Genomic DNA, 19,005 nt, shown 5'->3' with positions numbered 1-19,005 from the left:
GCCGTGCCGAGACGATCACGCCAGCATGATTCCAACCGTTTTCGCCTGACGACCATAGCGAGTGGGAACCACCTGATCCCATGCCGAACTCAGCAGTGAAACCGCTCAGCGCCGATGGTAGTGTGGGGCCTCCCCATGCGAGAGTAGGTCATCGTCAGGCATCTATCCCAAAACCCCGAGTTCGAAAGAGCTCGGGGTTTTTCTTTGCCTGTCAGTTCACTTCGTAAAGCTCGATGGGGGTGCCGTCGGGATCGTTTAGGAAGGTGAAGCGGGCGCCGGTGATGGCGTCGATTCGGATGCGCTCGGATTGGACGCCGCGCGCTTCGAGCATCCTCACACAGCCATCCAGGTCTGGTGTTGCCAGGGCGAGGTGACGAAGGCCGCAGGCTTCAGGATAACTCTGACGTGCCGGGGGCGAAGGAAAGGAGAAGAGTTCGAGCTGGATGCCGCCGGGCAGCCTCAGGTCCAGCTTGTGGCTGTCACGCTCGGCGCGGTAGCTCTCGTTGAGCACCTCGGCGCCCAGTACGTCGAGATAGAAATGCTTGGCACGAGGGTAATCGGCGGTAATCAGGGCGACATGATGAATGCCTGCCAAGGGAAGGTGCGCGGTACGCATGGCGTGAGTCTCCGGAACGATATGGGCGCCTCGCGGCGCCCTCGGGGATGGCTCATCAATGGCAGAGCAGTTCGAAGGCTTCGATCAGGCTGTCCATCTCATCGTCTGTGCCGATCGAGATGCGCAGGAAATCACGCAGCGCCTCGGTATTGAAGTGGCGCACCAGGATGCCCCGTTCACGCAGGCCGACGAAGAGTTGGGCGGCATCGTGCTCGGCGTGTCTGACCAGGATGAAGTTGGCCTGGGAGGGCAGCACGTCGAAGCCGAGATCGCCAAGCCGCTTGGCGGTACGCTCACGGGTGGTGATGACGCGCTCTCGGCAGGCGTCGAAATGCTCCTGGTCCGCCAGCGAGGCGATGGCGAGCGCACTGGCCAGGCTGTCGATGGGGTAGGAGTTGAAGGAGTCCTTGACCCGCTCCAGGCCCTCGATCAACTCGCGGGAGCCGATGGCATAGCCCAGGCGCAGGCCGGCCAGGCTGCGCGATTTAGAAAAGGTGCCGGTCACCAGCAGATTGGGGAAACGTTCGATCAGCGGCACGGCGCTCTCACCGCCGAAGTCGACATAGGCCTCGTCGACCAGCACGACCTGATCAGTCAGACGTTCGAGCAGGCTGGCTATGGCACGGCGAGAGTGGCCATGTGCCGTTGGCGCATTGGGGTTGGCGAAGATGGCACCGCCGCTGTCGCTGGTAAAGGCATCGAGGTCGACCTGCCATTTGCTGTCGAGGGGAAGGCTGCGCCGCTCGATGTCGTACAGCTTGCAATAGACCGGATAGAAGCTGTAGGTGATATCCGGCATCTCGAGCGGGCGATCGTGGCAGAAGAAGGCCTGAAAGGCCAGCGCCAACACCTCGTCGGAGCCGTTGCCTACGAAGACCTGCCCTGCCTCGACGCCATGCTCTCGGGCGAGCGCCTCACGCAGCGCAAGGGATTGCGGATCGGGATAGAGGCGCAGGTGATCGACGGGAAATTCCCGCAGCACCGCTTCGACGCCGGGGGCCGGCGGGTAGGGGTTTTCGTTGGTGTTCAGCTTGATCAGCTTCTCGCGCGGCTGCTCTCCCGGTACGTAGGGCGTCAGCTCGCGTACCGCCGGGCTCCAGAACTGGCTCATGGGGTCTCGTTTCTCGCAGCGACAGGACTTTAGGCCATGTTGACCGGTGCGGGCTGACCGCGCAAGCCGGCGGCGTGCTAGCCTAGGCGCTTTCGCGTGAATATCGGAACTCGTTCATGACCGCCCAGATCATTGCCACGCTGCTGCCGGTTTTCCTGATCGCCGGCTGCGGCACCCTGTATGGCCGTTTTCGCACGCCGGACATTCGCAGCCTGAATACCCTGAACATGGAGATCTTCGTGCCCATGTTGGTGTTCGCCGTGCTCGCGGATCGACAGGCACCGTTGGCGGAGTATGCCGGCCTGGCACTAGGGGCTGCCGTCGTGGTGCTGGGTTCCGGCGTGGTGCTGTGGCCGCTGGTCAAGCTACTCAAGCTCGATCCCAAGACCTTCCTGCCCCCAATGATGTTCAACAATTCCGGCAACATGGGCATACCGCTGCTGGTATTGGCTTTCGGGGAGGCGGCTCTGCCCGCCGCGGTGGTGGTGTTCATCGTCGAGATGCTGCTGCACTTTTCGGTGGGGCTCTACATGTTGAGTCCGCATACGCCGCTGTGGCGGCTGCTGCGCATGCCGATCGTGCTGGCCAGCCTGGCGGGTCTGGGCGTCAACCTGGGCGGTGTGCCGCTGCCCGGGTGGCTGCTCGAGGCACTGCACATGCTGGGTGGGGTGTGCATCCCGCTGATGCTGTTTGCGCTCGGGGTACGCATGCTCGACATCGATTTCGGCGACTGGAAGACCGGCCTGCTCGGCGCGGTGCTGTGCCCCCTCTCTGGCCTCCTCCTGGCTGTGCCGATGATCCTGTGGCTCGACCTGACGGGGTTGCAGGCGGCGGCGCTATGGGTATTTGCCGCGCTGCCTCCCGCCGTGCTCAACTACCTGGTAGCCGAGCAGTATCGACAGGAGCCTCACAAGGTGGCCTCCTTGGTGCTGATCGGCAACCTGGGCAGCTTGATCGTGATGCCCGTGGTGCTGGCTCTGGTATTCACGCGCGTCTATCCGGGGCTGGCGTAAGGGCGGCGATAGCAGGCAAGAACAGTCGGGCTGTCTGCCGGCGCTCTAAGGGGTTATGCTGTGGCATACGCTGAAATATGGTACATGGTGACAAACCCATAGGTTAGGAGTGAGCAAATGCAAGTAAGGACCCTGCTGGCTGGCTCGGCCATGCTGGCCTTTCTGGCTGGTTGTGCGGCCGGCCCGGCTGATGACCGTGCCGACACGGCAATGGACGGTGCCGAAGTCGTTTATCAAGGCACGCTACCCTGCCGCAACTGCGCGGGTATCGATCTGAACGTGACACTGCGCGGTGACGAGCAGGCATCGCTCGAGGAGCGAACCTTCGACCTGCGTGCCAGCTATCAAGAGCACCCTCAGGAACCGCCGGATGAAGAGTATGCGGGCAACTGGGAGGTACTCAGCGGTACCGCCGTCGACCCCGATGCCACTGTGTACGAGCTGACGCCTGATGGGGAGGGGCAGATCTACTACTTCCTGCGCGTCGACGAGCAGACCCTGGAATTGATCGATCCTCAGCGTCGTCGGTTCCAGAACAACGAAGCTCTGCAGCTGCAGCGCCAGTAAGAACTTGCAAGGCAGTGGTGAAGGCGGCCTTCGGGCCGCCTTCGTGCGTCTGGCCATCGACAGGGCCTGTTAGAATGAGGCCCATACAGAAGCCGAAGAGAGGCCAGCATGGCCAAAGCGAAGAGTGCCTTCGTCTGTACCGAGTGCGGGGCGGAGTTTGGCAAGTGGCAGGGGCAGTGCTCAAGTTGCCTGGAGTGGAACACCTTGAGCGAGGTGCGGCTGGGTACGCCCCGCCCGGGCGCTGCGCCTGCGAGTGGCGCCGGCCGTTCCGGCTATGCCGGCAGCCTGTCGAAGGACGTGGTGGATCTTGGCAGCGTCGATCTCACCGCGGTGCCTCGCCTTTCCTCTACCTTCGGCGAGTTCGATCGCGTGCTGGGTGGCGGCCTGGTGCCGGGTTCGGCGGTGCTGCTGGGGGGCCATCCCGGTGCCGGCAAGTCGACCCTGTTGCTGCAGACCGCCTGCAAGCTGGCCCAGACGCGCAAGGTGCTGTACGTCACCGGCGAGGAGTCGCTCTCGCAGGTGGCAATGCGGGCGCACCGGCTGCAGCTGCCCACCCAGGGCCTCAAGATGCTGGCCGAGACCAGCGTCGAGACGATATTGGCGGTAGCCGAGCGCGAACGCCCCGAGATACTGGTCATCGACTCGATCCAGACCATGCACCTGGAGGACATCTCCTCGGCCCCTGGCGGCGTGGCCCAGGTGCGTGAGTCCGCCGCAGTGCTGACGCGCTTCGCCAAACAGTCCGATACCGTGCTGTTGCTGGTGGGCCACGTGACCAAGGACGGCTCCCTGGCCGGCCCCAAGGTACTTGAACACATGATTGATGCTTCGCTGCTGCTCGAGGGTGGCGCCGACTCGCGCTTCCGTACCCTGCGCGGCCAGAAGAACCGCTTTGGTGCGGTCAACGAGCTGGGCGTGTTTGCCATGCTCGAACACGGCTTGAAAGAGGTGAAGAATCCCAGCGCCATTTTCCTCTCCCGCAGCGAGGAGCAGGCGTCGGGTAGCCTGGTGATGGTGGTATGGGAGGGCACGCGTCCGCTGCTGGTGGAAGTGCAGGCGCTACTCGACGAGTCTGCGCTGGGCAATCCGCGGCGGGTTGCGGTGGGCCTCGACCAGAATCGCCTTGCCATGCTGTTGGCGGTGCTGCACCGCCACGGCGGGCTGTTCACCGGCGACCAGGATGTGTTCCTCAACGTCGTTGGAGGCGTCAAGGTGCTCGAGACCAGTGCCGACCTGGCCGTGCTGCTGGCGGTGGTGTCGAGTCTTCAGAACCGTCCTTTGCCACGGGAACTGGTGGTTTTCGGCGAGGTGGGCCTTTCCGGTGAGATCCGCCCCGTGCCCAGCGGCCAGGAGCGTATCGTCGAGGCAGCCAAGCATGGTTTCACCCGGGCCATCGTGCCGCGGGCCAATGCGCCGAAGCGTGCCCCCGACGGCATGGAGGTCGTCGCCGTGGACAAGCTGGCCGATGCCCTCGAGGCGCTGTGAGGAAAGGACCTCCACTGCGGTAGAATGACGATACGATTGCCAAGGAGAACGACATGAGCGCGATTCGCCTGACTCAATACAGCCATGGGGCCGGATGTGGCTGCAAGATTGCCCCTGACGTACTCGATAGTATCCTGGCCAAAGCCGGGCCGGGGGCAACCCATTCGCGTCTGATCGTGGGCAACCAGGGCCGCGAGGATGCAGCGGTGTATGACCTGGGTGACGGTCGCGGGATGATCGCCACTACAGATTTTTTCATGCCCATCGTCGACGATCCCTTCGACTTCGGCCGCATCGCCGCCACCAATGCCATCAGTGACGTCTATGCCATGGGCGGCAAGCCGGTACTGGCGTTGGGCATTCTCGGTTGGCCGCTGGACAAGTTGGGGCCGGAGATCGCCGGCGACGTGGTAGCGGGCGCCCAGGGCGTGTGCCGCGAGCTGGGTCTGGCGCTGGCCGGCGGACATTCCATCGATGCGCCGGAGCCGATCTTCGGCCTGGCGGTCAACGGCCTGGTCGATCTTGAACATTTGAAACTCAACAAGGGTGCCCAGGTGGGCGACCTGCTGTTCCTGACCAAGCCGCTGGGTGTGGGCTTCTTGACCACCGCAGAGAAGAAGGGGCTGCTCGAGTCCGGCCATCAGAACCTGGCCCGCGAGACCATGCTGAAGCCCAACCAGATCGGCATGGCGCTGGCCAAGGTAAAGGGCGTGAACGCCATGACCGACGTTACCGGCTTCGGCTTGGCGGGTCACCTCGCAGAGGTGTGCCAGGCCAGCGGAGTGGCGGCACGCATCGACTTCCGGCGCCTACCGCGGCTTGCCGAAGCCGAGGCCTATCGCCGCCGTGGCGCGGTGCCCGGTGGGACCCATCGCAACCGCAACGCGCTTGGCGCGGCGCTCAAGGACATGGACGAGCCGCACTGGCAATGGTTGTGCGATCCGCAGACCTCCGGTGGCCTGCTGCTCTCGGTGCACCCTTCCTGGCAAGACGATGTCGAGCGCATCGGTCGTGAGCACGGCATCGAACTGGCGCCGTTCGGCGAGGTGATCAAGGCCGAGGGGCAGGCGGTGATCGAGGTGCGCGGGTGAACCTGCCCCTGATCGAGCCCGACCTCTCCCTGCTGCGCGAGGGGTGTGCGCTGATTGACGTGCGGGCGCCGGTGGAATTTGCCCAGGGCGGCCTGCCCGGGGCGATCAACTTGCCGCTGATGGACGATGAGGAGCGTCGTCTGGTGGGCATCGAGTACAAGCATCACGGTCAGCAGGCGGCTATCGAGCTGGGCCAGCGGCTGGTCAGTGGCGGCATTCGTGCGATACGGATCGATGCCTGGCGACGCATGGTCGAGACACATCCAGACGCCGTGATTTATTGCTATCGCGGCGGGTTGCGCTCGCAGATCGCCCAGCAGTGGCTGGCCGAGAGTGGTATGGCGCGGCCACGCATCCGTGGCGGCTGGAAGGCGATGCGCCAGGCGCTGTGCCAGCGTATCGACGCGGCGGCCGAGCAGCCGTTGCTGGTGGTCGGCGGCCTTACCGGCTGCGCCAAGACGGCGCTGATTCAGGCACTGCCCAATGGTTTGGATCTCGAGGGCTGCGCCCGGCACAAGGGTTCGGCCTTTGGTCGACACCCTCTGCCGGCGCCGAGCCAGATCGACTTCGAGCACGCCATGGGACTGCGCCTGCTGGAGCTCCCTGGCCCGCTGGTGGTGGAGGACGAGTCGCGCCATATCGGTGCGGCCAATGTGCCGCTCGCCTTCTGGCGGTCGATGGAGCGCGCTCCTCGAATCCGGGTGGAGATGCCCCTCGACTGGCGCCTGGCTCAGATTCATAAGGATTACATAGATGACCTGTGGGCGATCTATCGTCATCAGTTCGGCGAGTGGCTGGGCTGGGCGCTGATGCGCAAGCAGCTCTCGAGTGCGCTGGTGAGACTGAAAAAGCGCCTGGGCCGTGCACGTCTGGCACGCCTCCAGCGGCTGCAGCAGCTCGCTTTCCGAGAGCACGAGCGCGGCAACCGTCAGGCCCATGAGGCATGGCTGGCACCGCTGCTCACCGAATACTACGACCCCATGTATCGCTATCAGTTGGAGAAGCGCGACCCGGGACGCTTCCTGCACATCGGCGACTGGGACAGCTGCCTGGCCGCGGCTCGAGAGTGGTCGGCCGAGGCGGCACGGCAGTCTGCCGAGCAGCCTTTGCCGGCTTGAAGCTTCTATCATCAGGCCGCTGCACTGCGTATCCACTGGCTGAGCAGACGGTCGAGCAGCGGCGCCAGTCGGTCGAAACGCCTGGCATCGGCGAGGATGCTTTCGGCGGGCTGAGCGTGGGGGCTGGCCTCGCTCCCTGTTGGCCTCTCGTTACTCGCCAGCAGTGCGTCGACGCTGGCTGGCGTGACCTCGAAATGGCACAGCAGCCCCAGCGCACGCCCGGCATCCCAGGCGAAGCCCTGTACCGGACTGCCGGGGCTGCCACCCAGCGGCAGGGCGTCGTCGGGCAGGGCGAAGACATCGCGATGCCACATGAAGGCGGTGAAGCGCTCCGGCAGATCGAAGGGGCTTTCCGGGGCGAGGGTCACCTCGTGCCAGCCGACCTCGGCGAAGGTGCCGTGGCCCACCGTGGCGCCCAGCTCGGCGGCGATCATCCTCGCGCCCATGCCGATGCCGAGCAGCGGCTTGTTGCCGTCCAACGCCTTGGCAATCAGCTTGCGCTCACGCTTGAGCCAGGGGTAGCGTTCGTCGTCGAATATGTCCATGGGGCCGTCGAGCAGGATCAATGCGTCGCCATCGGCCAGGCTCGGGGGAAGTTCGCCCGCATGGAGATGGAAGACGGTATGGCTGTGTCCCATGCTGGTCAGCCAATCGGCGATGCGTCCCGGGCCCTGATGCGGGCTGTGTTGAAGAAGGTGCAGGTGCATGGAAACCTCGCCATTCAGGGGTGACACGGAAAGGGGGGGAGCGGCAGCGTACATGAAACCGGCACTGCGGGAACAGATCCTGACCATCCTGGCCGCAATACCGCCGGGGCGGGTGACCACCTATGGCCGTATTGCCGCCATGACCGAAGGCGCCACCCCCCGCCTGGTGGCAAGGGCGCTGCGTGAACTGCCAGACGAGCATGGGTTGCCTTGGTTTCGCGTCATCACGGCCTCGCGCCGTGTGGCCGACCATCCCGGTGCCATCGAGCAGCGTCAACGGTTGATTGCCGAAGGCGTATTGTTCGATGCGCGAGGACGAGTGGCGCCTGAAGCGCTGTGGCCATGAGCCGATGACTTCTCATACTTTATCCATCTGACCGTCAATTCATTAGGAGTATCCATGAGCCAGCCAACAGGGGGCTTCCACCAGCGGCTCCAGGCACTCGCGCCGCGTCAGCAACAAGCCTTCATGGCGGCGCTGTGCGAACGGTTGCTACCCAACTATGCGCTCTACGCGAAAATGACCGGGGCGGGAAATCCGGCGGGGGTGAAGGCGATTCTCGATCTGGTGTGGGAGCAGCTCAGCGTGCGAGAGGCGCGTATCGACTTCGAACGCCAGGCAGAGAAGCTTGCCGAGCTAGAACCTCCATCCGACGACGACAGCTTCGGTGCTCGGCGCGCCATGGAAGTCGTGGTCGCTTTGGCTTCGCTGCTCGATACATTGCGCGGTGACTCCCCCGATGCCGTGCTCGAGGTCAGCCGCATCTCCAAGGCTGGCGTGCGTGCCTTCATCGAACTGGCCGAGGGCGAGGAGGACGCCGGCAAGCTGGCGAAGCTGGTGCGCGAGCACCCCCTCATGGCGGACGAGAACGATTTCCAGGATGCCGTGTTGGAAGCCGCGGAAGGCCCGCTTGATCCAGATACGCTCAAGGCGATACGGCGGCTTGGACGAAACGATGGAATAAGCAACCTTGGGCTAGAGGCCGGTTAGCCGGATAGGCTCGCGGTCTAGAAGCGAATGCCGCCGATGACCATGGCCCCGGCAGTGCCGAAGACGATCAGGTCGGTCTCGAAGCGCCCCCATTGCAGTCCTAGGCTGGGCAGCGCGGCCGGTGCCACGCCATGGCGGTTGAAGGGAATGTTGTCCTGGTACTCGCCGCGATAGCCGTGCAGCAGGCCTGCCGACAGCTTGGCGCGCACGATGAGGTTGTCGCGTGGCTCCCAGAGGGGGAACTCGCGTCCGGCATAGAGGTAGAGGGCCGCCTGGTCGAAGGAGTTCAGGAAGCGGGCGCCGCCGACCAGCCAGCGCTGCGTGTTGTGCAGCTCGAGTCCGATCAGGTTCTGCCGGTTGTTGTGATCGGGCTCGGGGTCGAAGTGGCGCGTGTAGAGACTGGTCTGCAGCAATACGTGATCGAGTTCGAGAAGCGGTGGCCAGATCGGCTTTTGTTCGGCCCGAAGCGCTGGTGATACCAGCATGAATGCGGCGAGAGTGATGAAGCTCCGGCGCATGGCGTCCTTCCAAGAAACCCGCAAGTTCACTCTCCTTGATTTCTGTTACAGGCGCATCTCGATGCCGCGGTCGGCCATGTAGCGCTTGGCCTCGGGTATGGTGTACTCGCTGAAGTGGAAGATGCTGGCGGCGAGTACCGCATCGGCTCCGCCTTCTATCACGCCGTCCACGAGATGATCGAGATTGCCGACGCCGCCGGAGGCGATCACCGGCACCGTCACGGCGTCGCTGATCGCGCGGGTCACGCCCAGGTCGAAGCCGGCCTTGGTACCGTCGCGGTCCATGCTGGTCAGCAGCAGCTCGCCGGCCCCATACTCGACCATTCTTTTCGCCCATTCGACCGCGTCCAAGCCGGTGGGGCGCCGTCCGCCGTGGGTAAATATCTCCCAGCGTGGCGACTCGCCCTCGGCGGAGACACGCTTGGCGTCGATGGCCACGACGATGCATTGGCTGCCGAAGCGCTCGGCGGCCTCGCGCACGAAGTCGGGGTTGGTGACCGCGGCGGTATTGATCGAGACCTTGTCGGCACCGGCATTGAGCATGGTGCGGATATCGTCGCAGGTGCGGATGCCGCCGCCCACGGTCAGCGGTATGAACACCTCGCCGGCGATGCGCTCGACCATCTCCACCGTGGTGTCACGATCCTCATGGCTGGCGGTGATGTCGAGGAAGGTGATCTCGTCGGCGCCCTGCAGGTTGTAGCGCTGGGCGATCTCGACCGGGTCGCCGGCATCGCGGATACCGATGAAATTGACGCCCTTGACCACCCGGCCGGCGTCGACATCGAGACAGGGGATGATGCGCTTGGTCAGTCCCATGATTCAGCTCCCGGCTCGGTCGAGCCCTGCAGTCAGGTCGTCGCACAGCTTCTGGCCTTCGGCCACGTCGAGGCTGCCCTCGTAGATAGCCCGGCCAGTGATGGCACCGAGTATGCCCGGTTCGCCCGCTGCCACGAGGGCGCGCAGGTCGTCGAGATCGGTCACGCCACCGGAGGCGATCACCGGCAGGCCACCCTCGCGAGCTAGCTGGGCGGTGGCCTCGACGTTGACGCCGTTCATCATGCCGTCGCGGGCGATGTCGGTGTAGACGATGCTGGAGACACCGTCATCGGCGAAGCGCTTGGCCAGGTCCACCGCCTTCACCTGGGAGACCTCGGCCCAGCCGTCGGTGGCGACGAAGCCGTCACGGGCATCGAGGCCGACGATCACATGGCCGGGAAAGGCGCGGCACATCTCGCCGACGAAATCCGGTTCCTTGACCGCCTTGGTGCCGATGATCACGTAGGAGACGCCGGCGGCGAGATAGTGCTCGATGGTCTCGGCGCTACGGATGCCGCCACCGATCTGGATGGGCAGTTCAGGCCAGCGCCGGGCGATGGCGGTCACCGCCTCGCCATTGATCGGCTTGCCCTCGAAGGCGCCGTTGAGGTCGACCAGATGCAGGCGGCGAGCACCGGCCTCGACCCAACGGGCCGCCATGGCCACCGGATCGTCGCCGTAGGTGGTGGCGTCGTCCATTCGTCCCTGCTTGAGGCGAACGCACTTGCCGTCCTTGAGATCGATGGCGGGAATTACCAGCATGTCGTGTCCTCTCGGGTGCGTGTGCGCACCGGGTTTGTCATAACGGCTCGGCGATGAAGGCGGCTCAGGGCGCCCAGCTGACGAAATTTTCCAGCAGCTTGAGCCCGGCCCGTGAACTCTTCTCCGGGTGGAACTGCACGGCAAAGGTGGCGTCACGGCCGATGGCCACGTGGGCGTCGACCCCTCCGTAGCGGGTGGTGCCGTAGACGCAGGCGTCGTCTTCTGCCGCCACGTAATAGCTGTGCACGAAATAGAAGTGCTCGTCCTGATCGATGCCTTGCCACAACGGGTGCTCGTGGTGCTGGTGCACCAGGTTCCAGCCCATGTGGGGCACCTTGAGACGCTGCCCGTGGTCGTCGACCATATCGGTGGGAAAACGCTTCACTTCGCCGGGAAGAAAGCCCAGGCAGGGGATGCCGCCGCTCTCCTCACTGTGGTCGAGCAGCATCTGCTGGCCGACGCAGATGCCCAGCAGCGGCTTGCTCTGCCTGGTCAGCAGCTCCTGTACCAGCCCTCGCAGCTCGGTCTTTTCGAGCTCGCCCATGCAGTCGCGGATCGCTCCCTGGCCGGGCAGCACCAGGCGGGTGGCACCCTGGATGCGGCGCGGGTCGCGAGTGATGACCACGCGTTCGTGGGTCACGTGCTCCAGCGCCTTGGCAACTGAATGCAGATTACCCATTCCGTAGTCGATGACGGCAATGGTCATGGAGGCTCCTCTCAGGTTCGGACGTCTGCGCTACAGGCAGCCCTTGGTGGACGGCATCTGCCCGGCCATGCGCGGGTCGGGCTCCACGGCCATGCGCAGTGCGCGGCCGAAGGCCTTGAAGATGGTCTCCGCCTGATGGTGGGCATTGAAGCCCTTCAGGTTGTCGATGTGCAGCGTGACCCGGGCGTGATTGACGAAGCCTTGGAAGAACTCCCAGAACAGCTGGGTGTCGAGACGGCCGATGCTGGCGCGAGTGAACTCGACGTCCATGAACAGGCCCGGGCGACCTGAGAAGTCTACCACGACCCGTGACAGCGCTTCGTCCAGCGGCACATAGGCATGACCATAGCGACGAATACCGCGCTTGTCGCCGATGGCCTGATCGAAGGCCTGACCGAGGGTGATGCCGAGATCCTCGACGGTGTGATGGTCGTCGATATGCAGGTCGCCCACCGCCTTGACGTCCAGGTCGATCAGGCCATGGCGTGCCACCTGATCCAGCATGTGGTCGAGGAAGGGAACACCGGTCTCGCAGTTCAGCCGGCCTTCGCCATCGAGATTCACGGTGACCGTGATTTGGGTCTCCTTGGTGTCACGGGTTACCGTGGCGATTCGCTCGGACATGTCGGCCTCTCTCTGGCGCTGGTGCGCGTCGCATGGTATGGGCCCGGCATGGCCGAAGGCGGCTTCCGGGCGGGCAAGGTGCTGCGCTTGCCGTCATGGGCCGTCCATTATAGAGAATCGCCCCCCCCATCCGCTACAATGCGCCCATCATAGCGGCGGCTCCATGCCGCGGCCCAGGGAGACCGCCATGCCGGTAACGCTTCACCTCGTAGACAAGGCCGTCTGGGCGTCAGACCCACAGATACAGCACGACCTGCAGCGGATCTATGCCGACGCGCCGGCCGAGCGCCTGGCAGTGCCGGTGGAGTCCTTTCTTCGCGGGCACCTCGAGGCCGGCCACTTCTTCGGTTGCGCACACTTCAACGATCGCCTGCTGGGCGCGGTAGCGGTGAGCGACGACGATCGGGCCTGGTGGCTGTCGGAGCTGTGCGTGCGCAAGGCTACCCGGCGGCGCGGAGTCGGCGCGCGACTGCTGGCACTAGTCAGCGATGCAGCGCGTGCCGCGGGCCGTGAACTGTGCATACTCTCCTCGCAGCTTCCGGTCGCCGACCAGGTGCTGCTGACGCGCCTGGGATATCGCCTGGATATCACGGGTGACTATTTCGTATTGGCTCCACCGCTGCAAGGAGGCGGTAACACATGAAGCGATTGCTGCAGATGCTGCTGGCTGCCATCGGGGTGCTCGGCGTCGTGGTGGCGGCGGCTGTGGTCTACGTCACGACCTTTCTCGACCCGGAGGACTTCAAGCCGCGGCTGGTCGAGGTGGTGCGCGAGCAGAGCGGGTTGGAGCTGACCCTGGACGGCCCGCTCTCCTGGTCGTTCTACCCGCGCCTGGGCGTGAGCGTGGAGCAAGCCGAAGGCCGCCTTCCGGAGCAGAGTGCCGAAGATCAGCCCTTCCTTGCCTTCGCCCATGCCGAGGTCAGCCTTGCCTTTGCACCGTTGCTGCGCGGGGAGATCGCCATCGAAGGGCTGACGCTCGACGGGATGCAGCTGCGCCTGGCGCGTGACGAGGAGGGACGCGGTAACTGGGAGACTCTGTTGCAGCGCCTCGACGAGGGCCGCGAAGGCGCCGAGTCGGCGCTGGCGCCGGCCAGCGCCGGGCCCAACCGGGAGAGCGGCAATCTGGCCGTGGCACTCAACATCGCCAGCGTTCAGGTACGCAACGGGTCGGCAAGGTATCGGGATCTCGCGTCGGGAACGGAGTGGTTGGTCGAGGAGATCAATCTTTCCGGCACCAACGTCAATCCCCAGCGCGCCTTTCCGTTCAAATCCTCCTTCCAACTGAGATCGTATCCCACCCTCGACTGGCGGGAGCTCGAACGCAGCCCGGCACTGGCGAGCGACATTTCGCTCGAAGGGCGGATGCGGCTGGCCCTTGCCGAGCGCCGCTACGTACTGGAGGGATTGAAGCTCAGTTCCGCAAGCTTGCTGGCGGGCATCGAGGGTCGGCAGCAACTCGACCTGAGCGGACAACAGCTTATCCTGGACCTCTCGCAGCAGCGGCTACAGCTTCAGGAGGGCCGGCTCGAGGCTGGGCTGCAACACCCTGCCCTGGGCGAGAGTCCCATACCATTGGCGTTGGCGCTGGCGTTGGATGCCGACCTGGCCGAGAACACGGCACAGCTGCGCGACCTGCAGCTGACCGGGCCCGATGAGCTGCGCCTGAGCGGGCACCTCAACCTCACCGGCCTCGACCAGGCACCCGCCTACAGCGGGCAGGTCAGCGTGGCGCCCTTCTCGTTGCGTCCATGGCTCTCGCGCCTGGGCAAAATGCCCGAGATGGCGGATCCCCAGGCGCTCTCCGACGTGGCCCTGACCAGCCCGGTGCGAGGCAATATGGAGCGTCTGGAGTTGGCGGGCCTGACCATGGTACTCGATGGCAGTACCTTCACCGGCAAGCTGAACGCCGGCTTCGACGGCCACCTGCTCGACTTCGAGCTGCAAGGCGACCGTCTCGACCTGGACGGCTACCTGCCGCCTGCCGAGCCCGTCGACCAGAGTGCTGCCCGGAATAATCTCCTGGGTGTCGGCAAGGCCCATGCCGACGACACGGCCGAGCTGGTCCCTGCCGAGTGGCTGGCTCGACTGAACTTGAATGGGGCGCTGGACCTGGCACAGCTGCGCTTGTCGGGGCTCGACTTCACCGAGGTGGGGTTGGCCATGTCCGGTAGCGACGGCCAGCAGCGCCTCGAACGCTTCCATTCGGCATTCTACGACGGTGAGTTGAGCGCCAGCGGAGCGCTCGACCTCACCCGCGAGCCGATTCGCTGGCAGCTCAACCCCAGCCTCTCACGGGTACGCCTGGAGCCGCTGCTGCAGGCGCTGAGCGAGGACGACAGCCCTGCGCCGCTACGTGGTCGGCTCACGCTCGACGGTGAGCTCGAAACGCGCGCCAACAGCTGGCCGGCGCTCAAGCGCAATCTCAACGGACGCATGGCGGGGCAGATCGACGAGGGGGCCATACTCGACGTCAACGTCTCACAAGAGCTGTGCTCATTGGCGGCTGCGATCGAGGGGCGCGAGACGAGCCGCGACTGGAGCGCCGATACGCGCTTCGAACGCGCTGAAGCGAGCCTGCGCATCAACGATGGCATTGCTCGCAGTGAAGACATCCTGGTTCTCATTCCCGGCATCGAGCTGGGCGGCACCGGCGAGCTGGACCTGGGCAGCGAACGCTTCGACCTGCGTGCCGCTGCCCGCTTCGTCGATGGTGCGGATGCCGCCTGCCCGGTCAATCGGCGCCTGGAGCGCGTGCCGCTGCCGGTGCGCTGTAGCGGTGAGTTCTCCGGTGACAGCGGGGAATGGTGCCGCTTCGATCGCGAGGCGTTTCAGGCGACCCTGGCCGAGCTGCTGCGCGACGAAGTCTCCCGCCGTGCCGGCGATGAGCTGGAGGAGCGCCTCGAGCGCCCGCTCGAGAAACTCGAAGAACGCCTGGGCGAGGGAGCCAGTCGGGAACTTCGCGACACCTTGCGTGGTCTGTTGAATTGATGACCCAACAAGCCAGTCTCTGCGCCGACTCACAGTCGGCGCTTTTTTTCGCCACGTCTGCGTGAAGGTGGTTCATGCGCGAAAAGCCTGAACCGGTTCTAGAAGCCGCCGAATTCCAGCGCCGCCTGCTGGACTGGTTCGATCGTCACGGTCGCCACGACCTGCCTTGGCAGCGTGAGCGCACGCCCTACCGGGTCTGGGTTTCCGAGATCATGCTGCAGCAGACCCAGGTGGCGACCGTGATTCCCTATTTCGAGCGCTTCATGGGCCGCTTCCCTACGCTTGCCGAGCTCGCCGAGGCCTCTCAAGACGAGGTGCTGCATCTGTGGACAGGGCTCGGCTACTACGCCCGCGGGCGCAACTTGCACAAGGCGGCACAGCAGGTGATGAGCGAGCATGGCGGCGAGCTGCCGGTGGCAAGCCTCGACGCCTTGGCTGGGCTGCCCGGCATCGGCCGTTCCACCGCCGGGGCAATCATTGCCCAGAGTACCGGCCAGCGAGCGGTGATCCTGGATGGCAACGTCAAGCGCAGCCTGTCGCGACTGCACGCCGTGGAGGGCTGGCCGGGGCGACCAGCGGTGGAGCGTAGGCTGTGGGCGCTGGCCGAGCATTACACGCCCGAGCATCGCGTAGCCGACCACACCCAGGCGATGATGGATCTCGGCGCTACCCTGTGCCGGCGCGGCACGCCCGAATGCGGTCGCTGCCCGTTCGCCGATGTCTGCGTGGCCCATGCCCGCGGCGAGCAGCGCCGCTTTCCCGAGTCCAAGCCCAAGAAGGCACTGCCGACACGCACTACGCTGATGCTGGTACTGCAGGACGACCAAGGTCGCGTGCTGCTCGAGCAGCGCCCGGCCAGTGGGTTGTGGGGCGGGCTGTGGGGCTTGCCCCAGTTCGACGATCTGGTGGCGCTTCGAGCCTGGCTCGATGTACATGCCCCCGGGGCGGCACTCCAGCCGAACTGGCCGGCCTTCAGCCACACCTTCAGTCACTTCAGGCTAGATATCACGCCGCAGCCGGCGCGGATCGGCGGGCTGGATTCGGTCGGCGAGGCGCGATGCTGGTACGATCCAGGCAATCCCGGGCGCATCGGCCTGGCGGCGCCGGTGAAGTCGCTGCTGGCCTCGCTCGCTCCGTTTGCACTGACTGCATCGGAGGGACCTTGAGTGTCCGGCCATCTACACATCAGGAGATCAAATGAGCCAGACCGTTTTCTGTCGCAAGTACCAGCAAGAACTCGAGGCGCTGCCATTCCCGCCGCTGCCGGGAAAGAAGGGCCAGGACATCCAGGGCAGCGTGTCGAAGCGCGCCTGGGACGAGTGGCAGGCGCTGCAGACCCGGCTGATCAACGAGAAGCACCTCAACATGCTCGATCCCGAGGCGCGGGCCTACCTCAACGAGCAGATGGAGCGCTTTCTCGACAATCTTGAAACCGACCAGGCGGAAGGCTACGTGCCGCGCGAGCGCTAGCCTGAACGACACCGGCTGGGCCGCGGCATCTGCATGAAACGAAAGGCTTGACGCTGCGGATGCGATCTTGTTTAATACGCACCGTTGGCAGCGGCCAGATAGCTCAGTCGGTAGAGCAGGGGATTGAAAATCCCCGTGTCGGCGGTTCGATTCCGTCTCTGGCCACCAATCTGCTGGGGTATCGCCAAGTGGTAAGGCACCGGTTTTTGGTATCGGCATTCCCAGGTTCGAATCCTGGTACCCCAGCCACGCCAACCCTTTCCGATCTGCAATTCGCCTGGATCGGTCCCGAGCCGGCATAGCTCAGTTGGTAGAGCAACTGACTTGTAATCAGTAGGTCCCGGGTTCGACTCCTGGTGCCGGCACCATCACTGAACTAGTGGTGAAGATTCGGGATTTTAGCGACTTGCAGCTATTAAAACCGCCCTTGAAGGCGGTTTTTTTGTCGCTCTTGAAAGCGCACCGCAACGCCACCACATCGAAGGTGCATGGTCCTCCGGGACTCCCCTCCACGGCTGCACGCCGTTGCACGAGTTGGGACTGAAACTGATCACGGATACACAGGAGGTGATTGGATGACAGTGCAGACTTCGTCCAACCGTAAGCTGAAACAGGCGACCGATTACGTCGACGCCGACACCATGACCGCTCAGGTCGAGAACACGCTCGATCGCATGCGCGATCCGTATCCCACCCGGCTGGCCGGGCCACTCGATTCCCTGTGGTTGGAGCGCCAGGAAGATGTCGTGCGCGGCCGTGCCGAGCAGGGGCCGCTGAGTCAGGCGCAACTCGACGAGTTCGAGCGCAAGGGCTTTCTGTTCGAACCCAACTTCATCAGCGGTGAGGAGCTCGACGAGCTGCGCCGGGAACTGAGCGAGCTGCTCAATCGCGACGACTTTCGCGGTCGCGACTTCAGCATCACCGAGCCCGATAGCCAGGAGATCCGCTCGCTGTTTGCGGTGCACTACCTGTCCGAGCGCTTCGACGCCCTGGCAAGTGACGAGCGCCTGGTCGGCCGGGTGCGCCAGATCCTTGGCGGCGATGCCTACGTGCATCAGTCGCGCATCAACTACAAGCCGGGCTTCGAGGGCAAGGGCTTCAGCTGGCACTCCGACTTCGAGACCTGGCACGCCGAGGATGGTATGCCGGCCATGCACGCCGTCAGTGCCTCGATCGTGCTGACCGACAACCACGAATTCAATGGCCCGCTGATGCTGATCCCAGGCTCGCACAAGGTCTTCGTGCCGTGCCTGGGCGAAACGCCTGACGATCATCACCGCCAGTCGCTCAAGCGTCAGGAGTTCGGCGTACCGGGCCGCGAGGCGCTGCGTGAGCTGGTCGCCCGTCATGGCATCGAGGCACCGAAAGGGGCCGCTGGCGGGCTGCTGCTGTTCGATTGCAATGTCCTGCATGGCTCCAATGCCAACATGTCGCCGGACCCGCGCAGCAACGTTTTCTTCGTCTACAATCGACGCGACAACGCCTGTGTCGAGCCCTTCGCCGCACGGCATCGTCGACCGAGCTTCCTGGCGCATTCACCGGATAAGCCATGGGCGCCGGAAGGCTGATCTCATCGTCGGGCTGCGGACGATTGGATGGAACAGGGCGCATGGTGAGGTAGACTATTAGGCTTGTCGCCGAAATGCGGACGCCTAACGAGAAGGAGAAGACCCGCCATGCGCTTTGTCCCCCGTTTCACCGATGGCCAGGCGTTTTCCCATCCGCTTGGCAAGATCGTCTGCGTCGGTCGCAATTACGCCGATCACGCCAAGGAACTGAACAACCCGATACCCACCGAGCCGCTGCTGTTCATCAAACCGGCGACCAGCGCGGCCAGCTTCGATGCACCCATCCAGGCCCCATTTGCACGCGGCGAGGTACACTTCGAGGCCGAGCTGGCATTGCTGATCGGCGAGCGGCTGACCCACGCCACACCCGACGAGGCCGAGCGGGCCATCGTCGGTATCGGCCTGGCCCTCGACCTGACCCTGCGCGACGTACAGGCGCGGCTCAAGGAGAAGGGCCAGCCCTGGGAGGTAGCCAAGGCCTTCGACGGCGCCTGCCCGCTGACTGACTTCCTGCCGCTGAATCGCGCGCCGAACTGGAATGCCTTGACCTTCGAACTTCAGATCAACGGCGAGCTTCGCCAGCATGGCGAAGGGGCCGACATGCTGTTCCCGGTCCCGACCCTGGTGGCCGAGATGAGCCGTCACTTCACCCTCGAGCCCGGCGATGTGGTGTTGACCGGCACGCCAGCGGGCGTAGGCGAACTGCCGCGTGGCGCGAACCTGTATCTGACCCTGACCGGCGGACTGGAAGCCCGCGGGCAGGTGGCGGAGTAGGCAACCCGGCTGATCTCCAGCCTCAACGCAACACCCCCTCGGCCTGCCAGGCCGAGGGGGTGTGTCTTGCTGCTACA

At 64.7% G+C, this 19,005-nt stretch carries 21 protein-coding genes, 3 tRNA genes and 1 rRNA gene; 17 read left to right on the top strand and 8 right to left on the bottom strand.

Annotation, left to right across the window (positions count from 1 at the left end; all coding sequences use genetic code 11):
* The first annotated feature begins 44 nt into the window (after positions 1–44).
* A 5S ribosomal RNA gene (gene rrf / locus ACRWQA_RS20685) occupies positions 45–160 on the top strand.
* Positions 161–211: 51 nt separating this feature from the next.
* Here the strand turns inward: rrf and gloA2 are convergent.
* Together gloA2 and hisC are read right to left on the bottom strand one after the other, a co-directional pair.
* Positions 212–616 carry an SMU1112c/YaeR family gloxylase I-like metalloprotein gene (gene gloA2 / locus ACRWQA_RS20680; protein ID WP_263581595.1) on the bottom strand — a complete coding sequence of 135 codons (405 nt, stop codon included), beginning with the start codon at positions 614–616 and terminating at the stop codon, positions 212–214.
* A gap of 55 nt (positions 617–671) precedes the next feature.
* Entirely contained in the window at positions 672–1,727 is a 1,056-nt protein-coding gene (gene hisC / locus ACRWQA_RS20675; RefSeq protein ID WP_434232364.1) for a histidinol-phosphate transaminase, read from the bottom strand.
* Positions 1,728–1,843: 116 nt separating this feature from the next.
* On the opposite strand from hisC, the gene ACRWQA_RS20670 reads away from it, so the two are divergent.
* From ACRWQA_RS20670 to mnmH, 5 genes are all read left to right on the top strand, one after another.
* Positions 1,844–2,740, top strand: a complete 897-nt coding sequence (locus ACRWQA_RS20670) for an AEC family transporter (RefSeq protein WP_263581593.1) — start codon at positions 1,844–1,846, stop codon at positions 2,738–2,740.
* Between the two features lie 117 nt (positions 2,741–2,857).
* Entirely contained in the window at positions 2,858–3,307 is a 450-nt protein-coding gene (locus tag ACRWQA_RS20665; RefSeq protein WP_263581592.1) for a copper resistance protein NlpE, read from the top strand.
* A 108-nt stretch (positions 3,308–3,415) separates the two neighbouring features.
* Positions 3,416–4,792: a DNA repair protein RadA gene (radA, locus tag ACRWQA_RS20660; protein ID WP_434232361.1), complete on the top strand. Its 1,377-nt coding sequence runs from the start codon at positions 3,416–3,418 to the stop codon at positions 4,790–4,792.
* A 53-nt stretch (positions 4,793–4,845) separates the two neighbouring features.
* Positions 4,846–5,883, top strand: a complete 1,038-nt coding sequence (selD, locus tag ACRWQA_RS20655; RefSeq protein WP_263581590.1) for a selenide, water dikinase SelD — start codon at positions 4,846–4,848, stop codon at positions 5,881–5,883.
* Positions 5,880–7,001, top strand: a complete 1,122-nt coding sequence (gene mnmH / locus ACRWQA_RS20650) for a tRNA 2-selenouridine(34) synthase MnmH (RefSeq protein ID WP_263581589.1) — start codon at positions 5,880–5,882, stop codon at positions 6,999–7,001. Before selD ends, mnmH begins: the two co-directional genes overlap by 4 nt.
* Positions 7,002–7,012: 11 nt before the next feature.
* Here mnmH and ACRWQA_RS20645 read toward each other — a convergent pair whose 3' ends face one another.
* Positions 7,013–7,708 (bottom strand): type 1 glutamine amidotransferase, encoded by a 696-nt coding sequence (locus ACRWQA_RS20645; RefSeq protein ID WP_434232358.1) that lies wholly within the window; start codon positions 7,706–7,708, stop codon positions 7,013–7,015.
* A gap of 52 nt (positions 7,709–7,760) precedes the next feature.
* Between ACRWQA_RS20645 and ACRWQA_RS20640 the strand changes: the two genes are divergently transcribed.
* Both ACRWQA_RS20640 and ACRWQA_RS20635 read left to right on the top strand, forming a co-directional pair.
* On the top strand, positions 7,761–8,054 hold the full coding sequence (locus ACRWQA_RS20640) for an MGMT family protein (RefSeq protein WP_263581587.1): 294 nt from the start codon (positions 7,761–7,763) through the stop codon (positions 8,052–8,054).
* A gap of 54 nt (positions 8,055–8,108) precedes the next feature.
* On the top strand, positions 8,109–8,699 hold the full coding sequence (locus ACRWQA_RS20635; RefSeq protein WP_434232355.1) for a YjaG family protein: 591 nt from the start codon (positions 8,109–8,111) through the stop codon (positions 8,697–8,699).
* Positions 8,700–8,716: 17 nt separating this feature from the next.
* On the opposite strand, the gene ACRWQA_RS20630 is transcribed toward ACRWQA_RS20635, so the two are convergent.
* The 5 genes from ACRWQA_RS20630 to hisB all read right to left on the bottom strand — a co-directional run bounded on the left by ACRWQA_RS20630 (position 8,717) and on the right by hisB (position 12,128).
* Positions 8,717–9,217: a hypothetical protein gene (locus ACRWQA_RS20630; RefSeq protein WP_263581585.1), complete on the bottom strand. Its 501-nt coding sequence runs from the start codon at positions 9,215–9,217 to the stop codon at positions 8,717–8,719.
* Positions 9,218–9,262: 45 nt separating this feature from the next.
* Complete coding sequence (gene hisF, locus ACRWQA_RS20625; RefSeq protein WP_263581584.1) at positions 9,263–10,036, bottom strand: imidazole glycerol phosphate synthase subunit HisF; 774 nt, start codon at positions 10,034–10,036, stop codon at positions 9,263–9,265.
* A gap of 3 nt (positions 10,037–10,039) precedes the next feature.
* Complete coding sequence (gene hisA / locus ACRWQA_RS20620; RefSeq protein ID WP_434232350.1) at positions 10,040–10,798, bottom strand: 1-(5-phosphoribosyl)-5-[(5-phosphoribosylamino)methylideneamino]imidazole-4-carboxamide isomerase; 759 nt, start codon at positions 10,796–10,798, stop codon at positions 10,040–10,042.
* Positions 10,799–10,862: 64 nt separating this feature from the next.
* On the bottom strand, positions 10,863–11,504 hold the full coding sequence (gene hisH, locus ACRWQA_RS20615; protein ID WP_263581582.1) for an imidazole glycerol phosphate synthase subunit HisH: 642 nt from the start codon (positions 11,502–11,504) through the stop codon (positions 10,863–10,865).
* A gap of 30 nt (positions 11,505–11,534) precedes the next feature.
* Positions 11,535–12,128: an imidazoleglycerol-phosphate dehydratase HisB gene (gene hisB / locus ACRWQA_RS20610; protein WP_434232347.1), complete on the bottom strand. Its 594-nt coding sequence runs from the start codon at positions 12,126–12,128 to the stop codon at positions 11,535–11,537.
* A gap of 187 nt (positions 12,129–12,315) precedes the next feature.
* On the opposite strand from hisB, the gene ACRWQA_RS20605 reads away from it, so the two are divergent.
* The 9 genes from ACRWQA_RS20605 (at position 12,316) to ACRWQA_RS20565 (ending at position 18,928) form a co-directional block, all read left to right on the top strand.
* Positions 12,316–12,771 (top strand): PanM family protein, encoded by a 456-nt coding sequence (locus ACRWQA_RS20605; RefSeq protein WP_263581580.1) that lies wholly within the window; start codon positions 12,316–12,318, stop codon positions 12,769–12,771.
* Positions 12,768–15,116, top strand: coding sequence for an AsmA family protein (locus ACRWQA_RS20600; RefSeq protein WP_434232344.1), 2,349 nt, complete (start codon positions 12,768–12,770; stop codon positions 15,114–15,116). Before ACRWQA_RS20605 ends, ACRWQA_RS20600 begins: the two co-directional genes overlap by 4 nt.
* A 74-nt stretch (positions 15,117–15,190) precedes the next feature.
* Positions 15,191–16,282 carry an A/G-specific adenine glycosylase gene (gene mutY, locus ACRWQA_RS20595; protein WP_434232341.1) on the top strand — a complete coding sequence of 364 codons (1,092 nt, stop codon included), beginning with the start codon at positions 15,191–15,193 and terminating at the stop codon, positions 16,280–16,282.
* 31 nt (positions 16,283–16,313) lie between these two features.
* The gene (locus ACRWQA_RS20590) at positions 16,314–16,586 is read left to right on the top strand and encodes an oxidative damage protection protein (protein ID WP_263581577.1); all 273 of its coding nucleotides are present in this window, start codon (positions 16,314–16,316) and stop codon (positions 16,584–16,586) included.
* Between the two features lie 92 nt (positions 16,587–16,678).
* Positions 16,679–16,754 (top strand) — tRNA-Phe (locus tag ACRWQA_RS20585).
* Positions 16,755–16,760: 6 nt separating this feature from the next.
* Positions 16,761–16,835 (top strand) — tRNA-Gln (locus ACRWQA_RS20580).
* A 43-nt stretch (positions 16,836–16,878) separates the two neighbouring features.
* A tRNA-Thr gene (locus tag ACRWQA_RS20575) sits at positions 16,879–16,954 on the top strand.
* 207 nt (positions 16,955–17,161) lie between these two features.
* Positions 17,162–18,154 carry an ectoine hydroxylase gene (gene thpD / locus ACRWQA_RS20570; protein WP_434232721.1) on the top strand — a complete coding sequence of 331 codons (993 nt, stop codon included), beginning with the start codon at positions 17,162–17,164 and terminating at the stop codon, positions 18,152–18,154.
* A 108-nt stretch (positions 18,155–18,262) separates the two neighbouring features.
* Positions 18,263–18,928, top strand: a complete 666-nt coding sequence (locus ACRWQA_RS20565) for a fumarylacetoacetate hydrolase family protein (RefSeq protein ID WP_263581575.1) — start codon at positions 18,263–18,265, stop codon at positions 18,926–18,928.
* Positions 18,929–19,005 lie beyond the last annotated feature (77 nt).

The organism is Billgrantia sp. C5P2, from assembly GCF_051062895.2.
Note: the sequence above shows the minus strand (reverse complement) of the source record. Positions and strands in the feature narration are given on the sequence as shown.